Source organism: Leisingera sp. G5_S3_59_S7, assembly GCF_054968485.1.
Genome location: NZ_JBQKUH010000038.1, coordinates 24,745 through 43,681, shown reverse-complemented (window position 1 = coordinate 43,681; position 18,937 = coordinate 24,745). Strand labels below are relative to the sequence as shown.

Annotated in this window: 20 protein-coding genes; 10 read left to right on the top strand and 10 right to left on the bottom strand. The window is 59.7% G+C overall.

Translation table 11 applies throughout. The features are described from left to right. Positions 1 to 87: 87 nt before the first annotated feature. Positions 88 to 558 (bottom strand): MarR family winged helix-turn-helix transcriptional regulator, encoded by a 471-nt coding sequence (locus tag ACTRWG_RS16030; RefSeq protein WP_084299285.1) that lies wholly within the window; start codon positions 556 to 558, stop codon positions 88 to 90. Positions 559 to 708: 150 nt separating this feature from the next. Here ACTRWG_RS16030 and ACTRWG_RS16025 point away from each other — a divergent pair, with 150 nt between their 5' ends. The 4 genes from ACTRWG_RS16025 to ACTRWG_RS16010 all read left to right on the top strand — a co-directional run bounded on the left by ACTRWG_RS16025 (position 709) and on the right by ACTRWG_RS16010 (position 4,805). Next, complete coding sequence (locus tag ACTRWG_RS16025) at positions 709 to 1,881, top strand: amidohydrolase (RefSeq protein WP_051357602.1); 1,173 nt, start codon at positions 709 to 711, stop codon at positions 1,879 to 1,881. A 30-nt stretch (positions 1,882 to 1,911) separates the two neighbouring features. Next, positions 1,912 to 2,949, top strand: coding sequence for a TRAP transporter substrate-binding protein (locus tag ACTRWG_RS16020; RefSeq protein WP_051357601.1), 1,038 nt, complete (start codon positions 1,912 to 1,914; stop codon positions 2,947 to 2,949). Positions 2,950 to 3,060: 111 nt separating this feature from the next. Further along, the gene (locus ACTRWG_RS16015; RefSeq protein WP_245597298.1) at positions 3,061 to 3,516 is read left to right on the top strand and encodes a TRAP transporter small permease; all 456 of its coding nucleotides are present in this window, start codon (positions 3,061 to 3,063) and stop codon (positions 3,514 to 3,516) included. Next, the gene (locus tag ACTRWG_RS16010) at positions 3,513 to 4,805 is read left to right on the top strand and encodes a TRAP transporter large permease (RefSeq protein ID WP_027233533.1); all 1,293 of its coding nucleotides are present in this window, start codon (positions 3,513 to 3,515) and stop codon (positions 4,803 to 4,805) included. The genes ACTRWG_RS16015 and ACTRWG_RS16010 overlap by 4 nt, the downstream gene beginning before the upstream one ends. An 88-nt stretch (positions 4,806 to 4,893) precedes the next feature. Here ACTRWG_RS16010 and ACTRWG_RS16005 read toward each other — a convergent pair whose 3' ends face one another. Next, a complete protein-coding gene (locus ACTRWG_RS16005; protein WP_027233532.1) occupies positions 4,894 to 5,604 on the bottom strand; it encodes a helix-turn-helix transcriptional regulator in 711 nt (236 codons plus the stop codon). 90 nt (positions 5,605 to 5,694) lie between these two features. On the opposite strand from ACTRWG_RS16005, the gene ACTRWG_RS16000 reads away from it, so the two are divergent. The 4 genes from ACTRWG_RS16000 to ACTRWG_RS15985 all read left to right on the top strand — a co-directional run bounded on the left by ACTRWG_RS16000 (position 5,695) and on the right by ACTRWG_RS15985 (position 10,738). Continuing rightward, positions 5,695 to 7,302, top strand: a complete 1,608-nt coding sequence (locus ACTRWG_RS16000; protein ID WP_027233531.1) for an FAD-dependent monooxygenase — start codon at positions 5,695 to 5,697, stop codon at positions 7,300 to 7,302. Then, positions 7,299 to 7,478, top strand: coding sequence for a hypothetical protein (locus ACTRWG_RS15995; RefSeq protein ID WP_027233530.1), 180 nt, complete (start codon positions 7,299 to 7,301; stop codon positions 7,476 to 7,478). Before ACTRWG_RS16000 ends, ACTRWG_RS15995 begins: the two co-directional genes overlap by 4 nt. 272 nt (positions 7,479 to 7,750) lie before the next feature. Then, positions 7,751 to 9,688: an FAD-binding monooxygenase gene (locus ACTRWG_RS15990; RefSeq protein WP_027233529.1), complete on the top strand. Its 1,938-nt coding sequence runs from the start codon at positions 7,751 to 7,753 to the stop codon at positions 9,686 to 9,688. A gap of 126 nt (positions 9,689 to 9,814) precedes the next feature. After that, positions 9,815 to 10,738, top strand: coding sequence for an AEC family transporter (locus tag ACTRWG_RS15985; protein ID WP_027233528.1), 924 nt, complete (start codon positions 9,815 to 9,817; stop codon positions 10,736 to 10,738). Between the two features lie 21 nt (positions 10,739 to 10,759). On the opposite strand, the gene ACTRWG_RS15980 is transcribed toward ACTRWG_RS15985, so the two are convergent. From ACTRWG_RS15980 to ACTRWG_RS15960, 5 genes are read right to left on the bottom strand one after another with little or no spacing between them, the layout of a single operon-like run. Further along, positions 10,760 to 11,968: a benzoate/H(+) symporter BenE family transporter gene (locus tag ACTRWG_RS15980; protein ID WP_051357600.1), complete on the bottom strand. Its 1,209-nt coding sequence runs from the start codon at positions 11,966 to 11,968 to the stop codon at positions 10,760 to 10,762. Continuing rightward, positions 11,961 to 12,848 (bottom strand): 3-oxoadipate:acetyl-CoA acetyltransferase, encoded by an 888-nt coding sequence (locus ACTRWG_RS15975; protein ID WP_027233527.1) that lies wholly within the window; start codon positions 12,846 to 12,848, stop codon positions 11,961 to 11,963. Before ACTRWG_RS15975 ends, ACTRWG_RS15980 begins: the two co-directional genes overlap by 8 nt. A gap of 58 nt (positions 12,849 to 12,906) precedes the next feature. Further along, positions 12,907 to 13,059: a DUF1289 domain-containing protein gene (locus tag ACTRWG_RS15970; RefSeq protein ID WP_152612168.1), complete on the bottom strand. Its 153-nt coding sequence runs from the start codon at positions 13,057 to 13,059 to the stop codon at positions 12,907 to 12,909. A gap of 28 nt (positions 13,060 to 13,087) precedes the next feature. Continuing rightward, positions 13,088 to 13,945: an alpha/beta fold hydrolase gene (locus ACTRWG_RS15965; RefSeq protein WP_027233526.1), complete on the bottom strand. Its 858-nt coding sequence runs from the start codon at positions 13,943 to 13,945 to the stop codon at positions 13,088 to 13,090. Beyond that, a complete protein-coding gene (locus tag ACTRWG_RS15960; RefSeq protein WP_036796608.1) occupies positions 13,942 to 14,322 on the bottom strand; it encodes a hypothetical protein in 381 nt (126 codons plus the stop codon). Before ACTRWG_RS15960 ends, ACTRWG_RS15965 begins: the two co-directional genes overlap by 4 nt. Positions 14,323 to 14,610: 288 nt before the next feature. On the opposite strand from ACTRWG_RS15960, the gene ACTRWG_RS15955 reads away from it, so the two are divergent. Then, complete coding sequence (locus tag ACTRWG_RS15955) at positions 14,611 to 15,486, top strand: dioxygenase family protein (protein WP_027233524.1); 876 nt, start codon at positions 14,611 to 14,613, stop codon at positions 15,484 to 15,486. Between the two features lie 97 nt (positions 15,487 to 15,583). Continuing rightward, positions 15,584 to 16,474, top strand: coding sequence for a LysR family transcriptional regulator (locus ACTRWG_RS15950; protein ID WP_027233523.1), 891 nt, complete (start codon positions 15,584 to 15,586; stop codon positions 16,472 to 16,474). 29 nt (positions 16,475 to 16,503) lie between these two features. Here ACTRWG_RS15950 and ACTRWG_RS15945 read toward each other — a convergent pair whose 3' ends face one another. From ACTRWG_RS15945 to ACTRWG_RS15935, 3 genes are read right to left on the bottom strand one after another with little or no spacing between them, the layout of a single operon-like run. Beyond that, complete coding sequence (locus ACTRWG_RS15945; RefSeq protein WP_027233522.1) at positions 16,504 to 17,202, bottom strand: ABC transporter ATP-binding protein; 699 nt, start codon at positions 17,200 to 17,202, stop codon at positions 16,504 to 16,506. Next, positions 17,195 to 17,938, bottom strand: coding sequence for an ABC transporter ATP-binding protein (locus tag ACTRWG_RS15940; protein ID WP_027233521.1), 744 nt, complete (start codon positions 17,936 to 17,938; stop codon positions 17,195 to 17,197). The genes ACTRWG_RS15945 and ACTRWG_RS15940 overlap by 8 nt, the downstream gene beginning before the upstream one ends. Next, a complete protein-coding gene (locus ACTRWG_RS15935; protein WP_027233520.1) occupies positions 17,931 to 18,935 on the bottom strand; it encodes a branched-chain amino acid ABC transporter permease in 1,005 nt (334 codons plus the stop codon). Before ACTRWG_RS15935 ends, ACTRWG_RS15940 begins: the two co-directional genes overlap by 8 nt. Positions 18,936 to 18,937 lie beyond the last annotated feature (2 nt).

Below are 18,937 nucleotides of genomic sequence, written 5' to 3'. Positions count from 1 at the left end.
ATTCAAACGCTGAAACCGGGTCAGTTTTGAACGCTCATTGACAGTTTACTGAAGGATTCTTTGGGAAAAAACGCCAGAACAGGTTGCCTAATCAACAGCCAATGCAGTTCGGTACTCTTCCGAGGTGATCCAGCTGCCGAGCCGGTCGAGAATTCCGTCAAGCGTTGCAAGCTCCTGGTCCGACAGAGGTTCAGTCAGAATTACCTCAAGACGGTCAGATAACTGGCGGGCGATGCGACGAATATTCTGCCCTTTGGGCGTTGTAGTCAGCAGAAACACCCGGGCATCTTCAAGAGAGTTCTCCCTTACAATCAGGCCGTCGCCCAACAGGGTTCGAATGATCCTCGACGTAAGGCTGCGCTCCAATCCCGTCGCCTTGGCTATCTCCGCAAATGTGGTGCCAGGTGTGTCGTCAATTAGCCTTAAAACCCGCAATTCCCGGATCCGGAAGCCCGTTTCGCGCAAGAATATCTCGTCATTGGCACCGATCGCTTCCTGCGCCACGAGCTCGAGCCGGTAGGTCAATCTTTCGTTTCTGAAGGCTTTTTTCATCTTCATCTGGATCCGTTATTTACTGAGCCACGGTGCAGGAAAGGTATCAAGCGATACCCTGATTTCACCAAGCAATAATCTTAAACTATAACCACTTTGCAAATTTAATCTCACATCGCAACCATCTTGCCTTGAGACATAATGGAGGCCCGTCGCATGTTCGCAGAGTGGTATAGCATCCAGAAGCCCATTTCTGAGAGCTGGCTGCACGATCTTCACAGCCATCCCGAAACTGGCTTCGAAGAAACCAAGACCGCTGCCTTCGTAGCCAGCCGTCTAACGGAATTCGGCTATGAAGTTGCCACTGGCCTCGGCGGCACTGGTGTCGTCGGAACCTTGCACGGTGCAGGCGCCAGTGATGCTGCACCGGGCCGCCGCATCGGCTTTCGCGCCGAACTGGATGCACTGCCGATGGCAGAAGAGGCGGACGTGCCTTACCGTTCAAAAGTGGAGGGGAGATTCCACGGCTGCGGCCATGACGGCCACACCGTCACCGCGCTCACTGCGGCGGCCTATCTGGCGCACAGCCCAGATTTCGACGGCACCGTGCATTTCATCTTCCAGCCTGCCGAGGAATTGCTTACCGGTGCCCGCGCAATGCTGGCCGACGGCCTGTTCGAGCGTTTTCCCTGCGACGAGATCTACGCCCTGCACAACCTGCCCGGCCTGCCGGCGGGCAAAGTCAGCATACCATCAGCTGCAGCAATGGCCTCAGCTGACAACATCGACGTCACCATTCGCGCCAATGGTGCCCACGGTTCGATGCCGCATACTGGCGAGGACGCCATCGCGGCGGCCTCTGCCTTCATCGGTTTGGTACAGCAAACGTCGACCCGGGTCATCGATGCGCGGGAAGCCGGTGTGATCTCCTTTGGCGTTCTCACGGGGGGCACGGCTCGCAATGTGTTGCCTGCTGAGGTCTCCATCGAAGGAACAATGCGCACCAACGCGCCCGAGGTACGCGACAGGCTGGCCACCTTGCTTCAGGAAGCCGCCACTGCGGCCGAGCACCTCTACGGCGTCGCGGTAGAGCTTCAGGTCACCAAAGTTGCTCCTGTGACTTTCAACAATAGTGACGCCGTCGCCGCAGTGACGGCCTCGGCCAAACGGGTCGCCGGTGCAGACAAAGTTATTGCAGATGCCCGAAATCTGATGGCCTCCGAGGATTTCTCGGAATTTCTGAACCGGGTGCCGGGCAGCTACTTCTTCATCGGACAGGACGGCCGTGCACCGCACCACCCCGAATTCGTCTTCGACCCGGCGGTCATTCCGCTGGGTGCTGCGATTTTTGCCGACCTGGCCAAATGCCGGACCCGCAAGCCTGAATAACCACGATCATACATCCAAGGGAGGAAACAGATGATCAACCCTGCCATCAAACTGCTCAAGGGCGCCGCGGCGGCTGCCGTAATTCTGACCGCTACGGTTCAAGCCGCCAGCGCGGAAAACTTGACGATGTCGTCCTGGGTGCCGCCGACCCATTTCGTGCATACCGACTTTCTCGTGCCCTTTACCGAAAAAGTAGCTGAGGTCACAGAAGGCCGTGTCACCGTGACCATCCTGCCCGCGCCGCTGGCCAGCCCGCCGCAGCACTGGGAGCTGGCTCGCAATGGCGTCGCCGACATCACTTGGGGTAATTTCACTTACGAGCCGGAGCGTTTCGTACCGCTGTGGTTCGCGGAATTCCCCAACGCCGGCACCAACGCCGAGGCACAAAGCCGGGCGCTTTGGCAAACCTACGAGAAGTTTCTGGCCGGCAATCCTGCTTTTGACGGGGTCAAGATGCTGGCCGTAGGCATGTTTGGAGGCGGCCAACTGCACCACGGCAGCGCCGCTGTGACCACACCCGAGGATGTGAGCGGCCAGAAGTTCCGCATGGGAGGCCCGATCCAGGAGCAGCTGCTGACCAAACTGGGGGCGGTTCCGGTCGCGGCGCCCGCCACCAAAGCCTACGAAATGCTGGAAAGCGGAGTCATCGATGGCTCGCTGCACACCATGGAATCCGTGGTCAACTTCAGGCTCGAGGACAGCCTCAAGCATCACACAATTTTCCCCAACGGTTTTTATGACGCGACCTTCTTCGTGATCATGAACGGCGCCAAATGGGACCGGCTCAGCGATGCCGACAAAGCGGCGATCGAAGCCGTCACCGGTGAGGCCCTGTCGGCGGCATGGGGCAAGAACTTCGATCTCCAAAACCCAGCTGCATCGGAGAAGCTGGCTGCTGAAGGTCACGAAATTGCCGAAGCCGCACCCGAGCTGATTACCGCGGTGAACAATATCTACGACGAGATGGTGTCGGAGTGGACCGAGAAGGCAAAGGCTGCCGGCGTGGAAGACCCGGCTGCGATGCTTGGCTTCTACAGAGAGACCTACACCGAATTGGCTGCGGAATAACCCTCTCCGGGCAAACCACTCGGGGACGGTGCGGCCGTCCCCCTTTCTGCAATAGGAGGCCGCAGGATGCGCTCTTTGGCTTTGAAAATCCGCCGGACAGTAGAAACGGCAATGGCACTGTTTCTGCTGGCCATGGTGGCTCTCACCTTCACCGATGTGATCGGACGCCGCCTGTTCGGCGAACCGGTTTACGGCGCAAATGACATTACCGAACACCTGATGGCGCTGACAGTCTTTGCCGGCTTGCCTTTGGTGACCGCCGCGGGGGCGCACCTGACAATCGATCTTCTCGACAAACTGCTGGACCGCCCCGGGTTGGCATGGTGGCGCGTGCTGACCGGGCTTCTGGTGGCAGCTGTGCTCGGCATGATGGCCTGGTTGTTCGTCAAGCACGGCCTCAATGCCTCGAGCATTTCTGAGGTCAGTCAAGCGCTTCGCGTGCCGCGCGCACCGCTCTATTTCTTCATGGCACTGAGCTGCGCGCTGTCTGCAGTGGCCGCCTTTGCCGTGGTCCTCGGCAGGCCGCTGGCCGACGCCGAAAACACCCATAAGGAGGAAGTGTTATGATTGCCGGTTCTCTGTCCATGGCTGCGGCCATCCTGCTTGCCTTCCTCAGGATCCCGCTGGCCTTTTCGCTGCTCGCTGTTTCGGTCATAGGTATCGGGCTGGCGATTAACTGGAACATTGCGCTGCAGCTGGTGCCGCTGACGATCTCGGACGCAGTGCTGTCCTATGACCTTGCCGTAGTGCCTATGTTCATCCTGATGGGCAATGTCATCTCCAAAACCGGCATCGCCCACGATCTGTTCCGCGCCGCATATGCCTTTGTGGGCAACGTGCGCGGCGGGCTGGCGCTTTCCGCCATGGCCGCCTGCTCCGGCTTCTCCGCCGTCTGCGGCTCCAGCTATGCCACCGCCGCCACCATGGCCAAGGTGTCCTATCCCAGCATGAAAAAATACGGCTACTCCGACGAGCTGGCGGCCGGCACCATTGCCGCCGGCGGCACACTCGGCATCCTGATCCCGCCCTCGATCATCATGGTGGTCTACGGAATTCTGACCCAGACCAACATCGGCGACTTGTTTATTGCCGGAGTGGTGCCGGGGCTGATCGGTCTGGCCGCCTACATGGTGGCAATCCGCATCATTGCGGCCCTTGACCCAAGCCATGCCCCGCGCGGGGAAAGCACCCCCTGGCCGGAAAAGCTCCTGGCGCTGTCCGGCGTCTGGCCTTTCCTGCTGTTGTTCGGGCTGATCATCGGCGGGCTTTATGCCAAGCTGTTCACCCCCACTGAGGCCGCTGGCATGGGAGCTGGTCTTGCCATCCTGATCGCGGCCTTTCACGGGCGGCTCGGCTGGAGCGTGCTGCGCACCATCATCATCGATACCGCCTATACCTCGGTATCGCTTTACACTGTGCTTTTCGGCGCACTGATGCTGTCCAAGCTGCTCACTCTGTCCGGGCTTGCCGCGGGTGTTTTGGGGCTGGTCGAGTCGACCGGGCTCGAAGGCCTCGCGCTGATCTTCGTCATCATGGCGGTGTTCCTTGTTCTGGGCTGCGTGATGGATTCTATGGCCATCATTCTGATCTTCGTGCCCCTGTTCGCACCGGTGGTGGTTTCCCAAGGCTTTGACCTGGTCTGGTTCGGCATCATTGTGATCGTGGTGACCGAAATCGCCCTTGTCACGCCACCCGTCGGTATGAACGTCTTTGTTCTCAAGGCCGTGCTGCCAGAAGTCCCGGTGGTAAAGATCTTCAGAGGGCTGGTGCCGTTCATCATCGCCGATGTAGCCAGGCTGGCTCTGCTGATCGCCTTCCCTGCCCTGACGCTTTGGCTGGGAAGTACGGTAGGGTGAACTCCGAGACCCGTTCAGGTTCTCCTTGCCTGAACGGGACTTTTACTGTGGAAACTGCCGCAGGCCGGCCGCCAGCTTTGCAGCAATGTCAGCTCGAGGCACCAAGGTCTCTGCACAGCGAGAACAGCCCCGCACGCGAATTGATCCCCAGCTTGCCATAGGCGCGCTTACGGTAGGTGATCACGGTATTGGGCGCGACCTCCAGAGCCGCTGCGATCACCTCCGCCTTCTGCCCCGCCAGAATACCCAGGCAGACCGCCCGCTCCCGCTCACTCAACGCGTCCAGAGCCGGTGGAGTGGCGCTGCCGGCGGTACTTTCGAAATGCATCAGCGCCAACCGGCCTGCAATTCGTGCTAAATCCGCGTCGCAGTCCGGCTGTGCCCCGCCCGTCTGGTACAGGCTTACGAACAGCCTCAGCCGCACTCCGGCGGCCAGCACAGTGGTCTTGGCCCGCAGCCCCGGCGTGTCAAAGAATATCCGCCGGTAGTCGCTGCCCATCGTTTCAGCAATCGTCTCCAGCCGCCTCAGCCGGACTGTGCCTGGCTGCGCCTGCACCAGTTCAGGCAAAAGCGGATCCTGCAGATACCAGCCATCCAGATATTGCGCTGACAGTTCCTCGGCTAGCGCTGCACTTCGGTAATGGCGCGAGAACAGGCAGCGCGCATTCCCTTCAGTGATCGCAAATACCATGACCTGATCGGCCCCCAACGTTTCCATGAACTCTGAAAACGCCGGCGCAAAGCCGCCGCTGCCCAGCAGCGCAAGACAAGTATCGATATGCCGGATACAGGATGCCATCGCCACAAGCTATCATGTCCCCCCTCAAGGAGGACAGACAGGACACCTGCCGGGCAGCTATGTTTTTCCCAATCAAGGAGGAACTTACCTATGAGACCGGCAGGCCGCGGCGACACCGACTCGCTCTACTTCACGTACCCGCATTTTGATCCGCCGGAATACCGCAGCAATCTATCAGATGATGTTCCGGTCGCAATCGTGGGCGCCGGTCCTGTGGGCATGACAGCAGCACTCGCCCTGGCCCGCCACGGCGTGCCATCGGTGCTGTTTGACGCTAAGTCCACCTTCAACGACGGAAGCCGCGCCATCTGTGTCGCCCGCCACAGTTTTCGCATCTTCGAGCGCATCGGCGCAGTAACGCCCTTCCTGGAAAAAGCGCTGCCCTGGACCACAGGGCGCAGTTTCTACCGCGGCCGCCAGATCCTCGAGTTCGCAATGCCTGACAGCCGGGCCGAGAAGTACCGGCCGATGTACAACATCCAGCAGCAGTACATCGAGCAGTATCTTTGGGACGCCATCGCCCGCGAGCCGCTGATCGAAACCCGCTGGCAAAGCCGGATCACCGGGGCCAGTGATACCCGCGATGGCGTCACCCTAACGGTCGAAGACCCGCACGGCATCTATACGCTCAACGCGGCTTGGGTGCTGGCCGCGGACGGCGCCCGCAGTGCCATCCGCAAACTGCGCGGCCTTCGCCTGAAAGGTGAGAACTACGAGGGCCGCTATGTCATCGCCGATGTGCAGATGAAGCACGGTTACCCAACCATCCGCCGGGCACTGTTTGACCCTGACTGCCGCCGCGGCGGTACAGTCCTGGTACACAAGCAGCCAGATGATATCTGGCGCATCGACTACCAGCTTCACGATGGCGAGGATGAGAAGAAAGCCATCCGCGAGGAGACTGTGCGCGCCTCGGTCAGCGCAGTGCTGCGGGAGATTGGCCATGACGGCGACTGGGAGCTGGAATGGTGGAGCGTCTATTCCGCCAACACGCTGGCGCTGGATGACTACCGGGACGGACGCGTGTTCTTCGTCGGCGACAGCGCCCATATCGTGCCGATCTTCGGCGTGCGCGGCCTGAACAACGGCTTGGCCGACGCCTATGACATCGCATGGAAACTGGCCTGGGTGCTGCAAGGAAAAGCCGGGACAGCGCTTTTGGACAGCTACACGCCGGAACGCCGCGGCGCGACGCTGGATGTCTTCGCCAATGCATCCAAGTCGGCCCGATTCATGACCCCGCCCAGCCCCGGCTGGCAGTTGATGCGAGACACGGCGCTAAACCTCGCGCTAAGCCATCCGTTCGCAGGCGGGCTGGCCAACCCCCGGCAGATGACTCCCTACAGTTATGCCGCCAGCCCTGCCGTCTGGGCCGACGATACGGGCTTCGAAGGTGGCCCGCAGCCTGGCACGGTGTTGCCCGACGCCCGCACTTCAGACGGGTTTCTCTCCGGCCTTCTGGGCCCCGGCTTCAGTCTCGTCACCTTCGGGGAGGCGTTGGCCGAAACTGCTGCTGAGCTGGGCCTGACACATATCGTATTGCCACCGGGTTCCGACGCCGCGCGGTTGCTTTCTGCCTCTCCGGACAGCGCCTATCTCATCCGGCCCGACACCCATATTGCCGCCCGCTGGTGCCAAGCCACACCTGGAGCGCTGCGGCAGGCTTTCGCCCGCGCCACAGCAGGAGAAATCAAATGACACCGGAAGACCTCGAATCCGTTTTTGAAACCCTGGCCCGTGCGCTGGACGCCGCAGGAGAGGAACAGCACGCTGCACTGCTGGCGAAACTGGTTCTGCTGTTGTCCCGCGATTTGGATGACCCCGGCCTGGTCTGCCGGCGCATCATGGAAGCGGGCAAGAACCTTGCCGCTTAGCGCTGCCACCTTCAGTCCGGTGCGGTGCCCCCGCAGGCTGGCTTCGTCGCGCAGCCGGCGGGCATACTGGAATTTGCGAAATCAACGGGGACTCTGATCTTAACCGCATCACCTCTCGGCCCGGTTTCTACGCTGGGGAAGAGCAACCAGTAATAACAGCATGAATGCGCTGGCCAACCGGAATGGTATGTATACATACCTTACTTGAGGGGGGCGCTGAATAGTACAATCAGTAATAACCGTTCAGAAAGCGGTGAAGCGGAGAGTTGGCCATGCAGTACTACGTTGACGGGTTCAAACCTGGTGATCCCGATATCAAACCATCAGCACCAGGCCTTGGTCGTGCCACCTCGAACGCAAACGATATCCCGCAAAAGGTCGATGTACTGATTGCCGGGTGCGGACCCGCAGGGCTGTGCCTCGCGGCACAGTTGGCGGGTTTTCCGGAAATTTCGACCATGATTGTCGAACCAAAACACGGGCCTATGGAAAAAGGGCAAGCCGATGGCGTCAGCGTCCGCTCGATGGAAATGTTTCAGGCCTTTGGCTTTGCGGAAAAGGTAAAGCGCGAAGCCTACTGGGTGAACCAGACGGCGTTCTGGAAGCCCTCCCCCGCCGATCCGAGCCATATCCACCGCGTAGGGATCGCTCAGGACGTGGCCGATGATCAGTCAGAGATGCCGCATACAATCGTGAACCAGGCGAGGATACACCAGTTGTTCCTCGACGTGATGAAGAACGCCCCAACACGTTTGGAACCCCATTACGGGCTGCGCGTCAATGACCTGGCGATTGACAGCGGCAGCGACGATCACCCCGTTACTGTTACCTTGGAACACGTAGCCGAAGATGGCAGCGCAGGTGACACTGTTACAGTGCGCGCGAATTATGTGGTCGGTTGCGACGGCGCGCGCAGCACAGTGCGCAAATCAATCGGTGGCAAGTTACACGGCGATGCGGCGCATCAGGCCTGGGGGGTTATGGATATTCTGGCGAATTCAGATTTCCCGGATCTGCGCAGGAAGTGCCTGATCCAGTCAGCGAAGGAAGGCAATATCCTGATCATCCCGCGCGAAGGCGGCTATCTATTCCGGATGTATGTCGAACTCGACAAGCTCAATCCGGATGAACGGGTGTCGAACCGCAACCTGACAGCCGGCGATATTATCGCTGCGGCGAACCGGATCATGGCCCCCTACTCCATCGACGTCAAAGAGGTGGTCTGGTGGTCGGTCTACGAGATCGGCCACAGGCTGACCGACAAGTTCGATGATGTCCCCGCGGATGAGATTGCCCACCGGACACCCCGCGTTTTCACCGCCGGGGATGCCTGCCACACCCACAGCCCCAAGGCGGGGCAAGGTATGAATGTTTCCATGGGCGACACCTTCAACCTCGGTTGGAAACTTGCCCATGTTCTGACCGGCCGGTCAGACCCGGGCCTGCTGCATAGTTACTCGGCCGAACGTCAGCTGGAAGCCAAGCGGTTAGTTGAGACCGATCACAAGTGGGCGCGCATTATGAGCGCTCCGCCGGGCGAATCCGAACTTGATGGCAGCGAAATGCCCCGGTTTCAAAAGCAGTTCATCGAGAACCTGGAATTTACCGGCGGGCTTGCCGTTCACTACGAACCTTCAAGGATTATCGCCGCGTCGGCGCACCAGTCGCTTGCCACGGGCCAAATCGCGGGCAAGCGCTTCCATTCGGCGCCGGTTCTAAGGCTATCCGATGCGAAGCCCATGCAGCTGGGCCATGTTGCCGAAGCGGACGGGCGCTGGCGCATCTACGCCTTCGCAGGACAAGATGACGATGGAACCGAAGGCGGTGCGATTCATAACCTGTGCGCCTATCTGGAAAATGACCCTTCGTCACCGATCCGGCGGTATACCCGTGCAGCTGAAGATATCGATGCCCTGATCGACCTGCGCACCATCTTCCAGCAGGATTTCAAGGCGCTGAACTTTGAGGACATGCCGGGCCTGCTTCGGCCTGGAAAGGGCCGCTACGGGCTGCGCGACTTCGAGAAGATTTTCTGCGTCGATCACAAGCGGGGTGACGACATCTACGCGATGCGCGGCATTGACTGCAAACAGGGCTGCATGATCGTCGTCCGGCCGGACCAATACGTGGCGCACATCCTGCCGCTTGACGGCTTCGCTGCACTTTCAACCTTCTTCGACGGCGTCTTCAAACCGCAAGATGAACAATAAAGGGGCCGCCGCCGCCCACCGCGCCGCGCTTTTTCAAATGCAGCGCAGGCACCTTGGTGCCAGCTCCGACTCTGCGCCCGGCAACATGCACGCGCGCCCAAGCGGCGCCTTCCAGAGTGATTCGCCATGACCGATGTCCTGCTCCTAATGCTGCCGATCTTCACGATGATCGGGATCGGCAGCCTCTTCGTGTCCCGCAGATGGTTTCCCGCAGACGGCCTGCCGGTTCTGAACCGGTTCGTGATGAATGCCTGCATTCCAGTGCTGCTGTTTTCCGCCATCGCAAACGGCGAAACGCTGGCGGATTTCTCCTGGCTCAACGCATTCGTCTTTGGCGCCGCATCGCTAGTGTCGAGCGCGGTTCTGTGGGCCGTCCTGCGCTTTGCCCTGCACGAACCGGCCCCGCAGCGCATTATCCTGGCGCTCGGCGGGGCGGCCGCCAACACCATTTTTCTCGGCTTCCCGATTGCCTCGGCCTTCATACCCGGCAGCGCGGCCAAGGTCTTTTCCTGGGTCGTGTTCGCCGAAGTTGCGATCATCATCCCGGTCGTGACTACACTGGCGCTGCTGGCCGAGAACACATCCGGTCAGAACGCCTTTGGCGCCGCTTTGAAAGCACTGGCGCACAGCCCAGTCGTCTTGGGCCTGGCCGCCGGTTTCGCCTTCCTCGCGACCGGCCTCACCCTTCCGGAATGGTTGGACCGTGTGGTCACGTCAATCGTCGCCGCCGCACCGTTCATCGCGCTGTTCGTGATCGGGGGCAGTATCCTGCAATTCCGGGTGTCGCGCAGCGGACCGCGTGTCGCGGCCGTCACCGCGGCCAAGCTGATCATCCACCCGTTTGTGGTCGGCGGTGCCTTCTGCGCTGTATTCGGCTGGCAGGACCCGGTGGCGCGGGACGCGGTCCTGTTTTCATGCATGCCGCTGTTTCTATCCTATGCGGTGTTCTGCGGCCGCCACTCAGTCGGTGAAACCGGCGCGTCGGCCATTGTTCTGTCAACGCTTTTCGGGGCCGTCACGGTGCCCGTCATCCTTGCCCAGCTGTACTGAAACCGCAAGCAAAGGGGCCGCTCACGCCGCCAGCCGGTCCATCATCCAGCGGCCAAACCGCGTCAGGAAATGAAACACGATGCCCGCCACGACTCCCCAGAATGCCGCGCCGATCCCGAAGAGCGACACGCCGGATGCGGTGAAAATGAAGGTGAGCAGCCCAGCCTGGGCATCTTCGGACGCCATCATTGCGGCGGTAAATTTCAGGATCGGTTGCAGCAGCGCCAACCCCGCCAGCAGTGCGATGACGGAGGATGGCAGCATGATCAGGATGTCGACGATGCTCCCGGCAAAGAGCCCGCCGAGGCAGAAGAACAATCCGCAGGCAACACCCGCAATGTAGCGGCGCTCCGGGTTTTCGTGACTGTCTGGCCCTGCGCAGAAAGCTGCCGTGATTGACGCAAGCGCGGTGCTGATTCCACCGAACACCGCGGCGCCCGCGGAGGCAAGTCCTCCAAAGATCATGATCGGATTGGCCGAGACCGCGTAGCCGTTGGCCCTCAGAACCGCCATTCCTGGCAGAAATTGCCCGCTGAGAGTCGTTATTAGCAACGGCACTGCAAGACTGAGCATCGCAGACGTCGAGAATTGTGGCACTATTGCTTGCGGCTGCGCCATCGACAAGCTCACCGATGTGATCGATGTTTCATAAGCGATGGAGGTGAGCATAAGAGCCAGCCCCAGCAAGGCGAGCACGGCATAGCGCGGCACGGTGGCGGTGCAAATTGCGAAGGCTGCGATGAGAACGGAGACCACCACCGGATCTGTGGCCAGCCCGCCTGCAGCCTTGAGGCCGAAACCGAACAGGATACCCGCCATCATGCCGTTTGTTACGGCGGGAGGAAGAACTTTCACGAGCCGATCGAACAGGCCGGAAATACCGATGAGGATCAAAGCCGCCGCGACGGCAATGTAGGCCCCCGCCATCTCAGCAGCAGGCAGAGTAGGACCGAACCCGATCAGAAGCACGGTTCCAGGCGCGGACCAGGCCATAGCGACAGGGGCACGGAACCACAGGCTGAGGACGATGCTCGACAGGCCTGCCGCGATCGAGATTGCGAAGACCCAAGATGTGAATGCTGACCGGGAAATTTCCATGGCCTCGGCAGCACTGAGATAGATCAGCAGAGGACCGGAATAAGATACAAGGACTGCAAGGAAACCGGCCCCGACAGCGGAGCCGGAAATGTCCCCCAGGCGCAGTCGCTGGTATCCAGCCGTATCAGACAATTGTGGCCACCGCAGTATTTTCGGTCTCACCCCGGTTCATGCTGTCGGTGGGCAGGCGAAGCCCGAGGATGCGCCGCGCTTCCTGCCAGGTCGCGACGGGGCGGTTGTTCTTTGCGCAAATTTCCGCGGTTCGTCGAACCAGAGCGGCATTGGAGGGGGCCAGCGTGTTCCGGTCGAGGCGGACATTGTCCTCAAGCCCTGTACGCGCGTGCCCGCCCGCAGCAATCGCCCATTCATTCAGCGTGAGCTGATTGGCCCCGATGCCGGCCGCGCACCATGGCGCATCGTCACCGAAAAGACGGTGAACGGTGCGGATGTAGTAGTCAAACACATCCCGATCGACCGGCATGGCGTTCTTCACCCCCATCACGAACTGAATGTAGGGTGTGCCCGCAAGCTGGCCTTCATCGGCCATCTGTCTGGCTTTCAGGATGTGACTAAGATCGAACGCTTCGATCTCTGGCTTGACGTCGTAGGCCAGCATTTCCGAAGCCAGCCAGGCCACCAGATCCGGCGGATTCTCGTAGACACGGGTTGGGAAATTGTTCGACCCGACCGAAAGCGACGCCATGTCAGGCCGCAAGGGCAGCATCCCGCCGCGTGTCTTGCCCGCACCCGACCGCCCGCCGGTCGAGAACTGGATGATCATGCCCGGGCAGTGTTTCTCGATACCTTCCTTCAGGGCCGCGAATTTCTCAGGGTCCGATGAGGGCGTCTCATCCTCATTGCGCACATGCGCATGAACGATGGTGGCACCCGCCTCAAAGGCTTCGTGGGTCGATTCCACCTGCTCCGATACGATGATTGGAACAGCCGGATTGTTGGCTTTGGTCGGCAGGCTGCCGGTAATCGCCACGCAGATGATGCAGGGGTTTGTCATTGTTTTGTTCCGGTTTTGCCGCGTCACGGGAAATGCGGCACGTCAGGTTTGGATCCGTTCAGGAGCGTGCCTTGCGCGATGCGGAGGCCTTGCCGGCCTGCCTCATACTCTCGATGGCGGCGCGTTCTTCGTCGGTGAAGAACATCCATGCGGCCTCTGCCTTTTTGTGCTTCTTGCATCCTGGACAGGGGTTGTCGGCATTCTTGCACATGGCTCCTCCTCCCGTGCTGATTTGAGTGTCAGGCCGCCTTCGCAGCTGGTTTGGGCATTTTCCCAAGAGCTTCGACGAAGAAGGGACGGAACCCGTCCGGGTGTTCGCTCATCGGGAAATGTCCGAGCTTGTCCATCACAGCGAGCGTCGCGCCAGGGATCGCCTTGGCTGTCCGCTCGGCATCCTCGGGTGTGCATGTCAGGTCGTAAGCCCCGACGATGATGTGAACAGGGGTATTTGCCGTAGCGATCGTCGGCAAACGCGGGATCAGGCTGTCGTCCTTTGTGTAAAAACTCAGATCGCCACGGAAAACGCCGGGACCACTTTGCATGAACATCCACAATGTGTTCCAGCGCTCGGCATTTGGCGCGAAGGGGGAAATGTTGGCCGAAACAAGCGCTGCGCCCATCTCGCCGCCATGGGCATCCGGGCGGTGGAACCAGTCGATATCATACCAGGCGGGCTGGAAATCAGAGGCTTCTATTGCGATAAAACCGCTGAATTTCTCGGGATGCAAAGCCGCGAGTTGCAGCGCGATGCGCCCGCCCATAGAGCAGCCAGCCAGAACCGGGCATTCCAGCCCAAGACCGTCGATGACCGCGAGAACGGTCTCGATATAGGCTTCGGTGGTCAGCAGGTATTCCTGGGTCTCAAAGCCTTCAGGCGGCAGCGATTTTCCGTGCCATGGCATGTCAAAAGCGATCAGGCGGTTCGAAGCGGTGATCTCTGTGTCGTTCATCAGATGACGCCACTGGCGGGTATCAGCCCCGGCGGTGTGCAGACAGATGACCGGACGGCCCTGCCCTGCTTCCTCGAAATAGATCCGGCGGGGCGCGCCGCCCACGGTGACGGTGACATAGCGGCCGGTGATCGGTTCGATACTCATGCGGCCAGCTCCTTTTTTGCGCGTGCCAGCGTCAGCACTTCCTTGAAGAAGCGCAGGTTTTTGACGAGGCTCAGGATGTCGCCATCAATCCGGCCCCGGCCGATCTTCACCAGCCCGAAAATGTCGTGAAACCCCGGCTCGGGACGGGCCTGCCAGAACTTTTCCAGTGCTTCGGCATCTGTGCGCAGGGCAAATCGCCAGGGTGTCTTGCGGCTCGGACCTTCTACGACGGACACGATGAGCCCTTTATCGAAAGACAGGTAGTACTCGCTGCCGTCGATCTCGATCAGCACCGTTTCGGAAAACAGACAGCCGAGGCGCAGCAAGTGCGGCGTCGCCTCAAGGCTTTGCTGAATATGCTTGAAGGTATCGATCACCTCAGCCTCCCATGCGATAATTTACTGAAGCGTTGGTGCCACGAGCCAATACAGTGAAGCCATACCATCCCGGGTATGAGGCAATACTCTCAGGCCGGGCGCATCTTGAATGCCCTTATAACTGCTTGATTTAAAGGACACTCCGAGGGCTACAGCCGTTTGCGGTATTGCCCGATACCGCCCCAGGCATTGGGATGAGGAGCGATTGGGGGGAAGTTCGATCGCAGACGAGGGACGGTGGAGCGTCCTGTTTTCGAACCCCCAGACAGCCAGGAGGAGGAATTATCCATGGGCATCGTCAACCAAGAAAACATTACGGAGGTTGTGATCGGCAGCCTCGGCCAGCACGGCGATATCACCGACCGTGAACGCGAGATCGCGACAGGTATCATCAAGCACATGCATGCTTTCATCAAAGACGTGAAACTTCAGCATCACGAATTTCTGGCCGCCTGTGATTACCTTGCCCGCGCTGGACAGCTTTGCAACGACAATCGCCAGGAATTCATCCTGCTGGCCGATATCCTGGGCATCGAAGTCCTGGTCGACATGATGACCAACCCGGTCGAAGGCAACGAGAGTGAATCGACCGTGCTCGGACCGTTCTACCGCGAAAACCCGCCAGTCCTGCCCAAGGGCGCTTCGACCATTCAAAAGCACTTCGACAACGAAGAAACAGCCTACTACGAAGGTTACATCCGCGACGAGAACGGCAACGGCATTCCTGGTGTGACGCTCGATGTCTGGGAGGATGCACCGAACGGCATCTACGAGAACCTCGATCCTGACCAGCCCGAATACAACCTCCGCGGCCGGTTCGAAACTGACGATAACGGGCACTACGCCTTTGTTGCCGTCCGGCCTGTCCCCTACCCGATCCCCGACGACGAGACCGCAGGGGAACTGCTGCGCTTTATGGGCCACCACCCGAACCGCCCTGGCCACATGCATTTCATTATCTCCAAAGACGGTTACCGCCCGTTGATTAGCCAGATCTACGATGCCGACAGCGAATGGCTGGAGAACGACAGCGTGTTTGCCGTCAAAGAAAGCTTGATCGGCAAGTTCAAGCCGGCCCCCAAGGAACTGGGCACTGATCTGCACTTCGAGTTCGACTTTGTGCTTAAGACCGGTGCCGCCGAGCAGGCCGTAGCCGCCGAGTAAACCACTTCACCTCCCACCAAACTGACCCCCGATTTTCGGGGGTCTTTTTTCACTTGGAAGGATCGCCTAACGTGAAGACTTGGGGGAGTGCCTGAAAATGAACTTCAAACAGCTGTCCTATTTCATTGCGGTGGCAGAGGAATTGCATTTTGGGCGGGCAGCTGAGCGTCTCGACATGGCGCAACCACCACTCAGCCGCCAGATCAAGCAGTTGGAAGAAGAGCTTGGTGCGATCCTATTCAATCGCGGCCGCAGCGCGATAACGATGACCCAAGCAGGGGAAAGACTGCTTGAGCGCGGGAAATCAATCTTGGCCCAGATTGAAGATACCCAGCTGGAAGTGCGCCGCTTGGGCCAGGGAGCCGAGGGACGTCTGCGCATCGGCTTCGTTGGATCTGCAACCTTTGGCATTCTTCCGAACATCATTCGGTCATACCGGGCAAATTACCCGGAAGTGAACCTTAGCCTTATCCCCATGAACAATGCCGATCTGCATAGGGCTTTGGTATCGCGTGAACTCGACGCGGTTTTCGCCCGCCCAACGCTTAAGGATCCTGAGTTCCTTTCGAAACACCTGGTCGAAGAACGGCTAATCCTGGCCCTACCCGATATCGTGGACACGGGGGCACGCTCGGTCGCGAAGCTTGAGCGTCTGAAAACGCATCATCTGATCCTCTATCCCGAGAAACCCCGCCCGAGCTATGCGGACATGGTTCTAAAAGCTATCGAAGACGCCGGTTTCGAAGCGCCGCTACGCATCTGGTGCATGGATCTGCAAACCGCACTCGGCCTGGTTGCCGTCGGCGAGGGCGTTTGCATCGTGCCGGAGTCAGTTGCAAACGCCCCGCGGAAGGGCATGAAATTCCTCAGGATCGAACCCGAGTTCGCGCGCACCGAACTGTCTGTCAACTACCGGCTGGACGAGCAAGGCCTGCATGTGAAGAACTTCGTCAACATCGCGCAAAAGGTGGCCCGCAAGGTTTTCTAGTTGGACGGCCGGTGTACCAGGCGGCCCAATTACACACCAAGCCAGGTATGCTGCGCGTCCTCGTCTGCCTTGATCTCTTCTGCACTGCCAGTCCAGACGACCTGGCCTTTGCCAACCACCACCACGTCATCGGCAAGCGAGGTTGCAAAACCAAAGTTTTGCTCCACGATGATCATCGAAAGCCCGGCTGCCTTCAGGTCCTGGAGCTTGTCGTGGATCAGTTTCACAATGATCGGCGCCAGGCCCTCGGTCGGTTCATCGAGGATCAGGAGGCGGGGATTCATCAGCAAACCGCGTGCAATCGCCAGCATTTGCTGCTCGCCGCCTGACAGTTGGGTGCCGCCGTTGTCCATCCGCTCCCCAAGACGGGGAAAAAGATCCAGAACCCGTTCCATCGTCCATTCGGTCTTGGTTCCGCCAAATCGCTTAGCCGCTATCTCCAGGTTTTCGCGCACTGTCAAAGACGGGAAAATGTCACGCGTTTCAGGAACGTAAGCGATACCACTCTTGGCGATGTCGAATGGTTGCCTCGCGATCGGTTTACCCTCGAAGGCGATCTCACCGGACTTGATCGGAAGGAGACCCATGATGGTTTTCAGCGTGGTGGATTTTCCTGCGCCATTGCGGCCCAGGATGGCCAGCACCCTGCCCTTTTGCGCTTCCAGCGAAAGGCCATAGAGAACTTGCGTTTCGCCATAACCGGATTCGATTGCCCTCAGTTCAAGCATCTTCCCAGCTCCCCAAATAGATTTCCTTTAGCAGGCTTGACCCGCGGGCCTCCTCCGGCAAGCCGTCAAAGACAACTTCGCCGTAGTTGAGCACAGTGATCGTGTCCGCCACGTCGAAGGCGAGGTCCATGTCGTGCTCGATGATGAGCATTGTCAGGTCACGCGGCAGATTGTTCAGCAAGTCGTGAAACCCCTTCGACATCTCTGGCCCGACACCGCTAGTGGGTTCGTCCATCAGCAGAACAAGCGGCCTTGTGGCGAGCGCGACGCCAACTTCGAGCTGGCGGCGCACGCCGTAGCTGATCTCAGATACTTTGGCGTGAATGAACGGCATCAGGTTCACCTGTTCCGCCACCTCCTCGACGATCTCGCGAACGTCGGGCTTTGCCAGGCTATCTGCCCAAAGCTGCGTCGCGTTGCCGGTATGCACGGCAGCGGCAAGCCCAAGATTTTCCTCAACCGTCAGACCGTCGAACAGAGTATTCTTCTGGTAGCTGCGCGACAGGCCGCGGCGGGCGCGTTTAGCAACAGGCAAGGCGGTGACATCTTCGCCAGCGAGATGAACCGATCCGTTGTCGGGTGTGAGTTCACCCACCAGTTGGTTGAACAGCGTTGTCTTGCCTGCGCCATTGGGGCCCAGGATCACGCGGCGTTCTCCCCGCTCCAATTTCAGCGATACATCGCGGGTGACGTGGACGGCACCGAAGCTCTTGTCCAGATTACGCGTCTCAAGCATCGGTCAACACCTCCTCGGACTCCTGTTTGCGCGTTGCATCAGCCACACGGCGTTCGACCCGGGCACCCCAGCGGGCTTCGATCCAGCCGAAGATACCGTTTGCGCGGCTCATCACCACGGCGATCAGAATTACGCCGACAACAAGATGCCAGTGTGCCGTAAGCGAACTCAGTTCATGCTTGAGCAGCACAAAGGCGGCAGCGCCCACGAGCGGACCAACCAAAGTTCCTAAGCCGCCAAGGATAACGACAACCAGTGCCTCGCCGGACACAGTCCAGCTGAGAAGCCCGGGCGAGATATACATGATGTGCTGCGCAGCAAGCGCGCCGGCGAGGCCGGCAATCATGCCCGACAACCCAAACACATCCGCCTTGATCCGCCAGATCGTCAATCCAAGCGCGCGCATCCGCTGTTCGTTGTGCATGACGCCCGTCAGCGAACGGCCAAGCCCTGAACGCAGAATGAGAACAGATGCGCCATAGACCGCGCCAAGGATGGCTAGGCAGAAGAACGCAAAGCTGCGGCTGTCATTCAGATCAACTCCGATAAAGCTCAGATCCAACCGGGAAATACCACCTAACCCATCGTCTCCGCCAAAGATTGGGGCTTCGAACACGTAGGAATAGGCCATTTGGCCGAAGGCGAGTGTCGCCATGATGAAATAGATTCCATGGCTGCGTGAACAGATTGCGCCGATGATCCAGGCGGCGGAACCGGTCAAAGCGATGGCGCCAGCCATGGCCACGGGCGGCGCGAGGCCCGCCTTAGCAGACAGGATGGCGTAGGCATAAGCGCCAACACCCATCAGTGCGCCGTGGCAAAGCGATACCATGCCCCCAAAGCCCGCAACGATGTCGAGAGCCAGCACAAGCATGGCCAGGATCAAGATTTCGGTCAGGATTTCCAGCCCGAAGTACTCGGCGGTAAAGGCCTGAAAGAGGGCACCTGCGGCCAAAAGCACGAGGGCCATGTAGCGAAGAGCATTGTGACGAAACATCG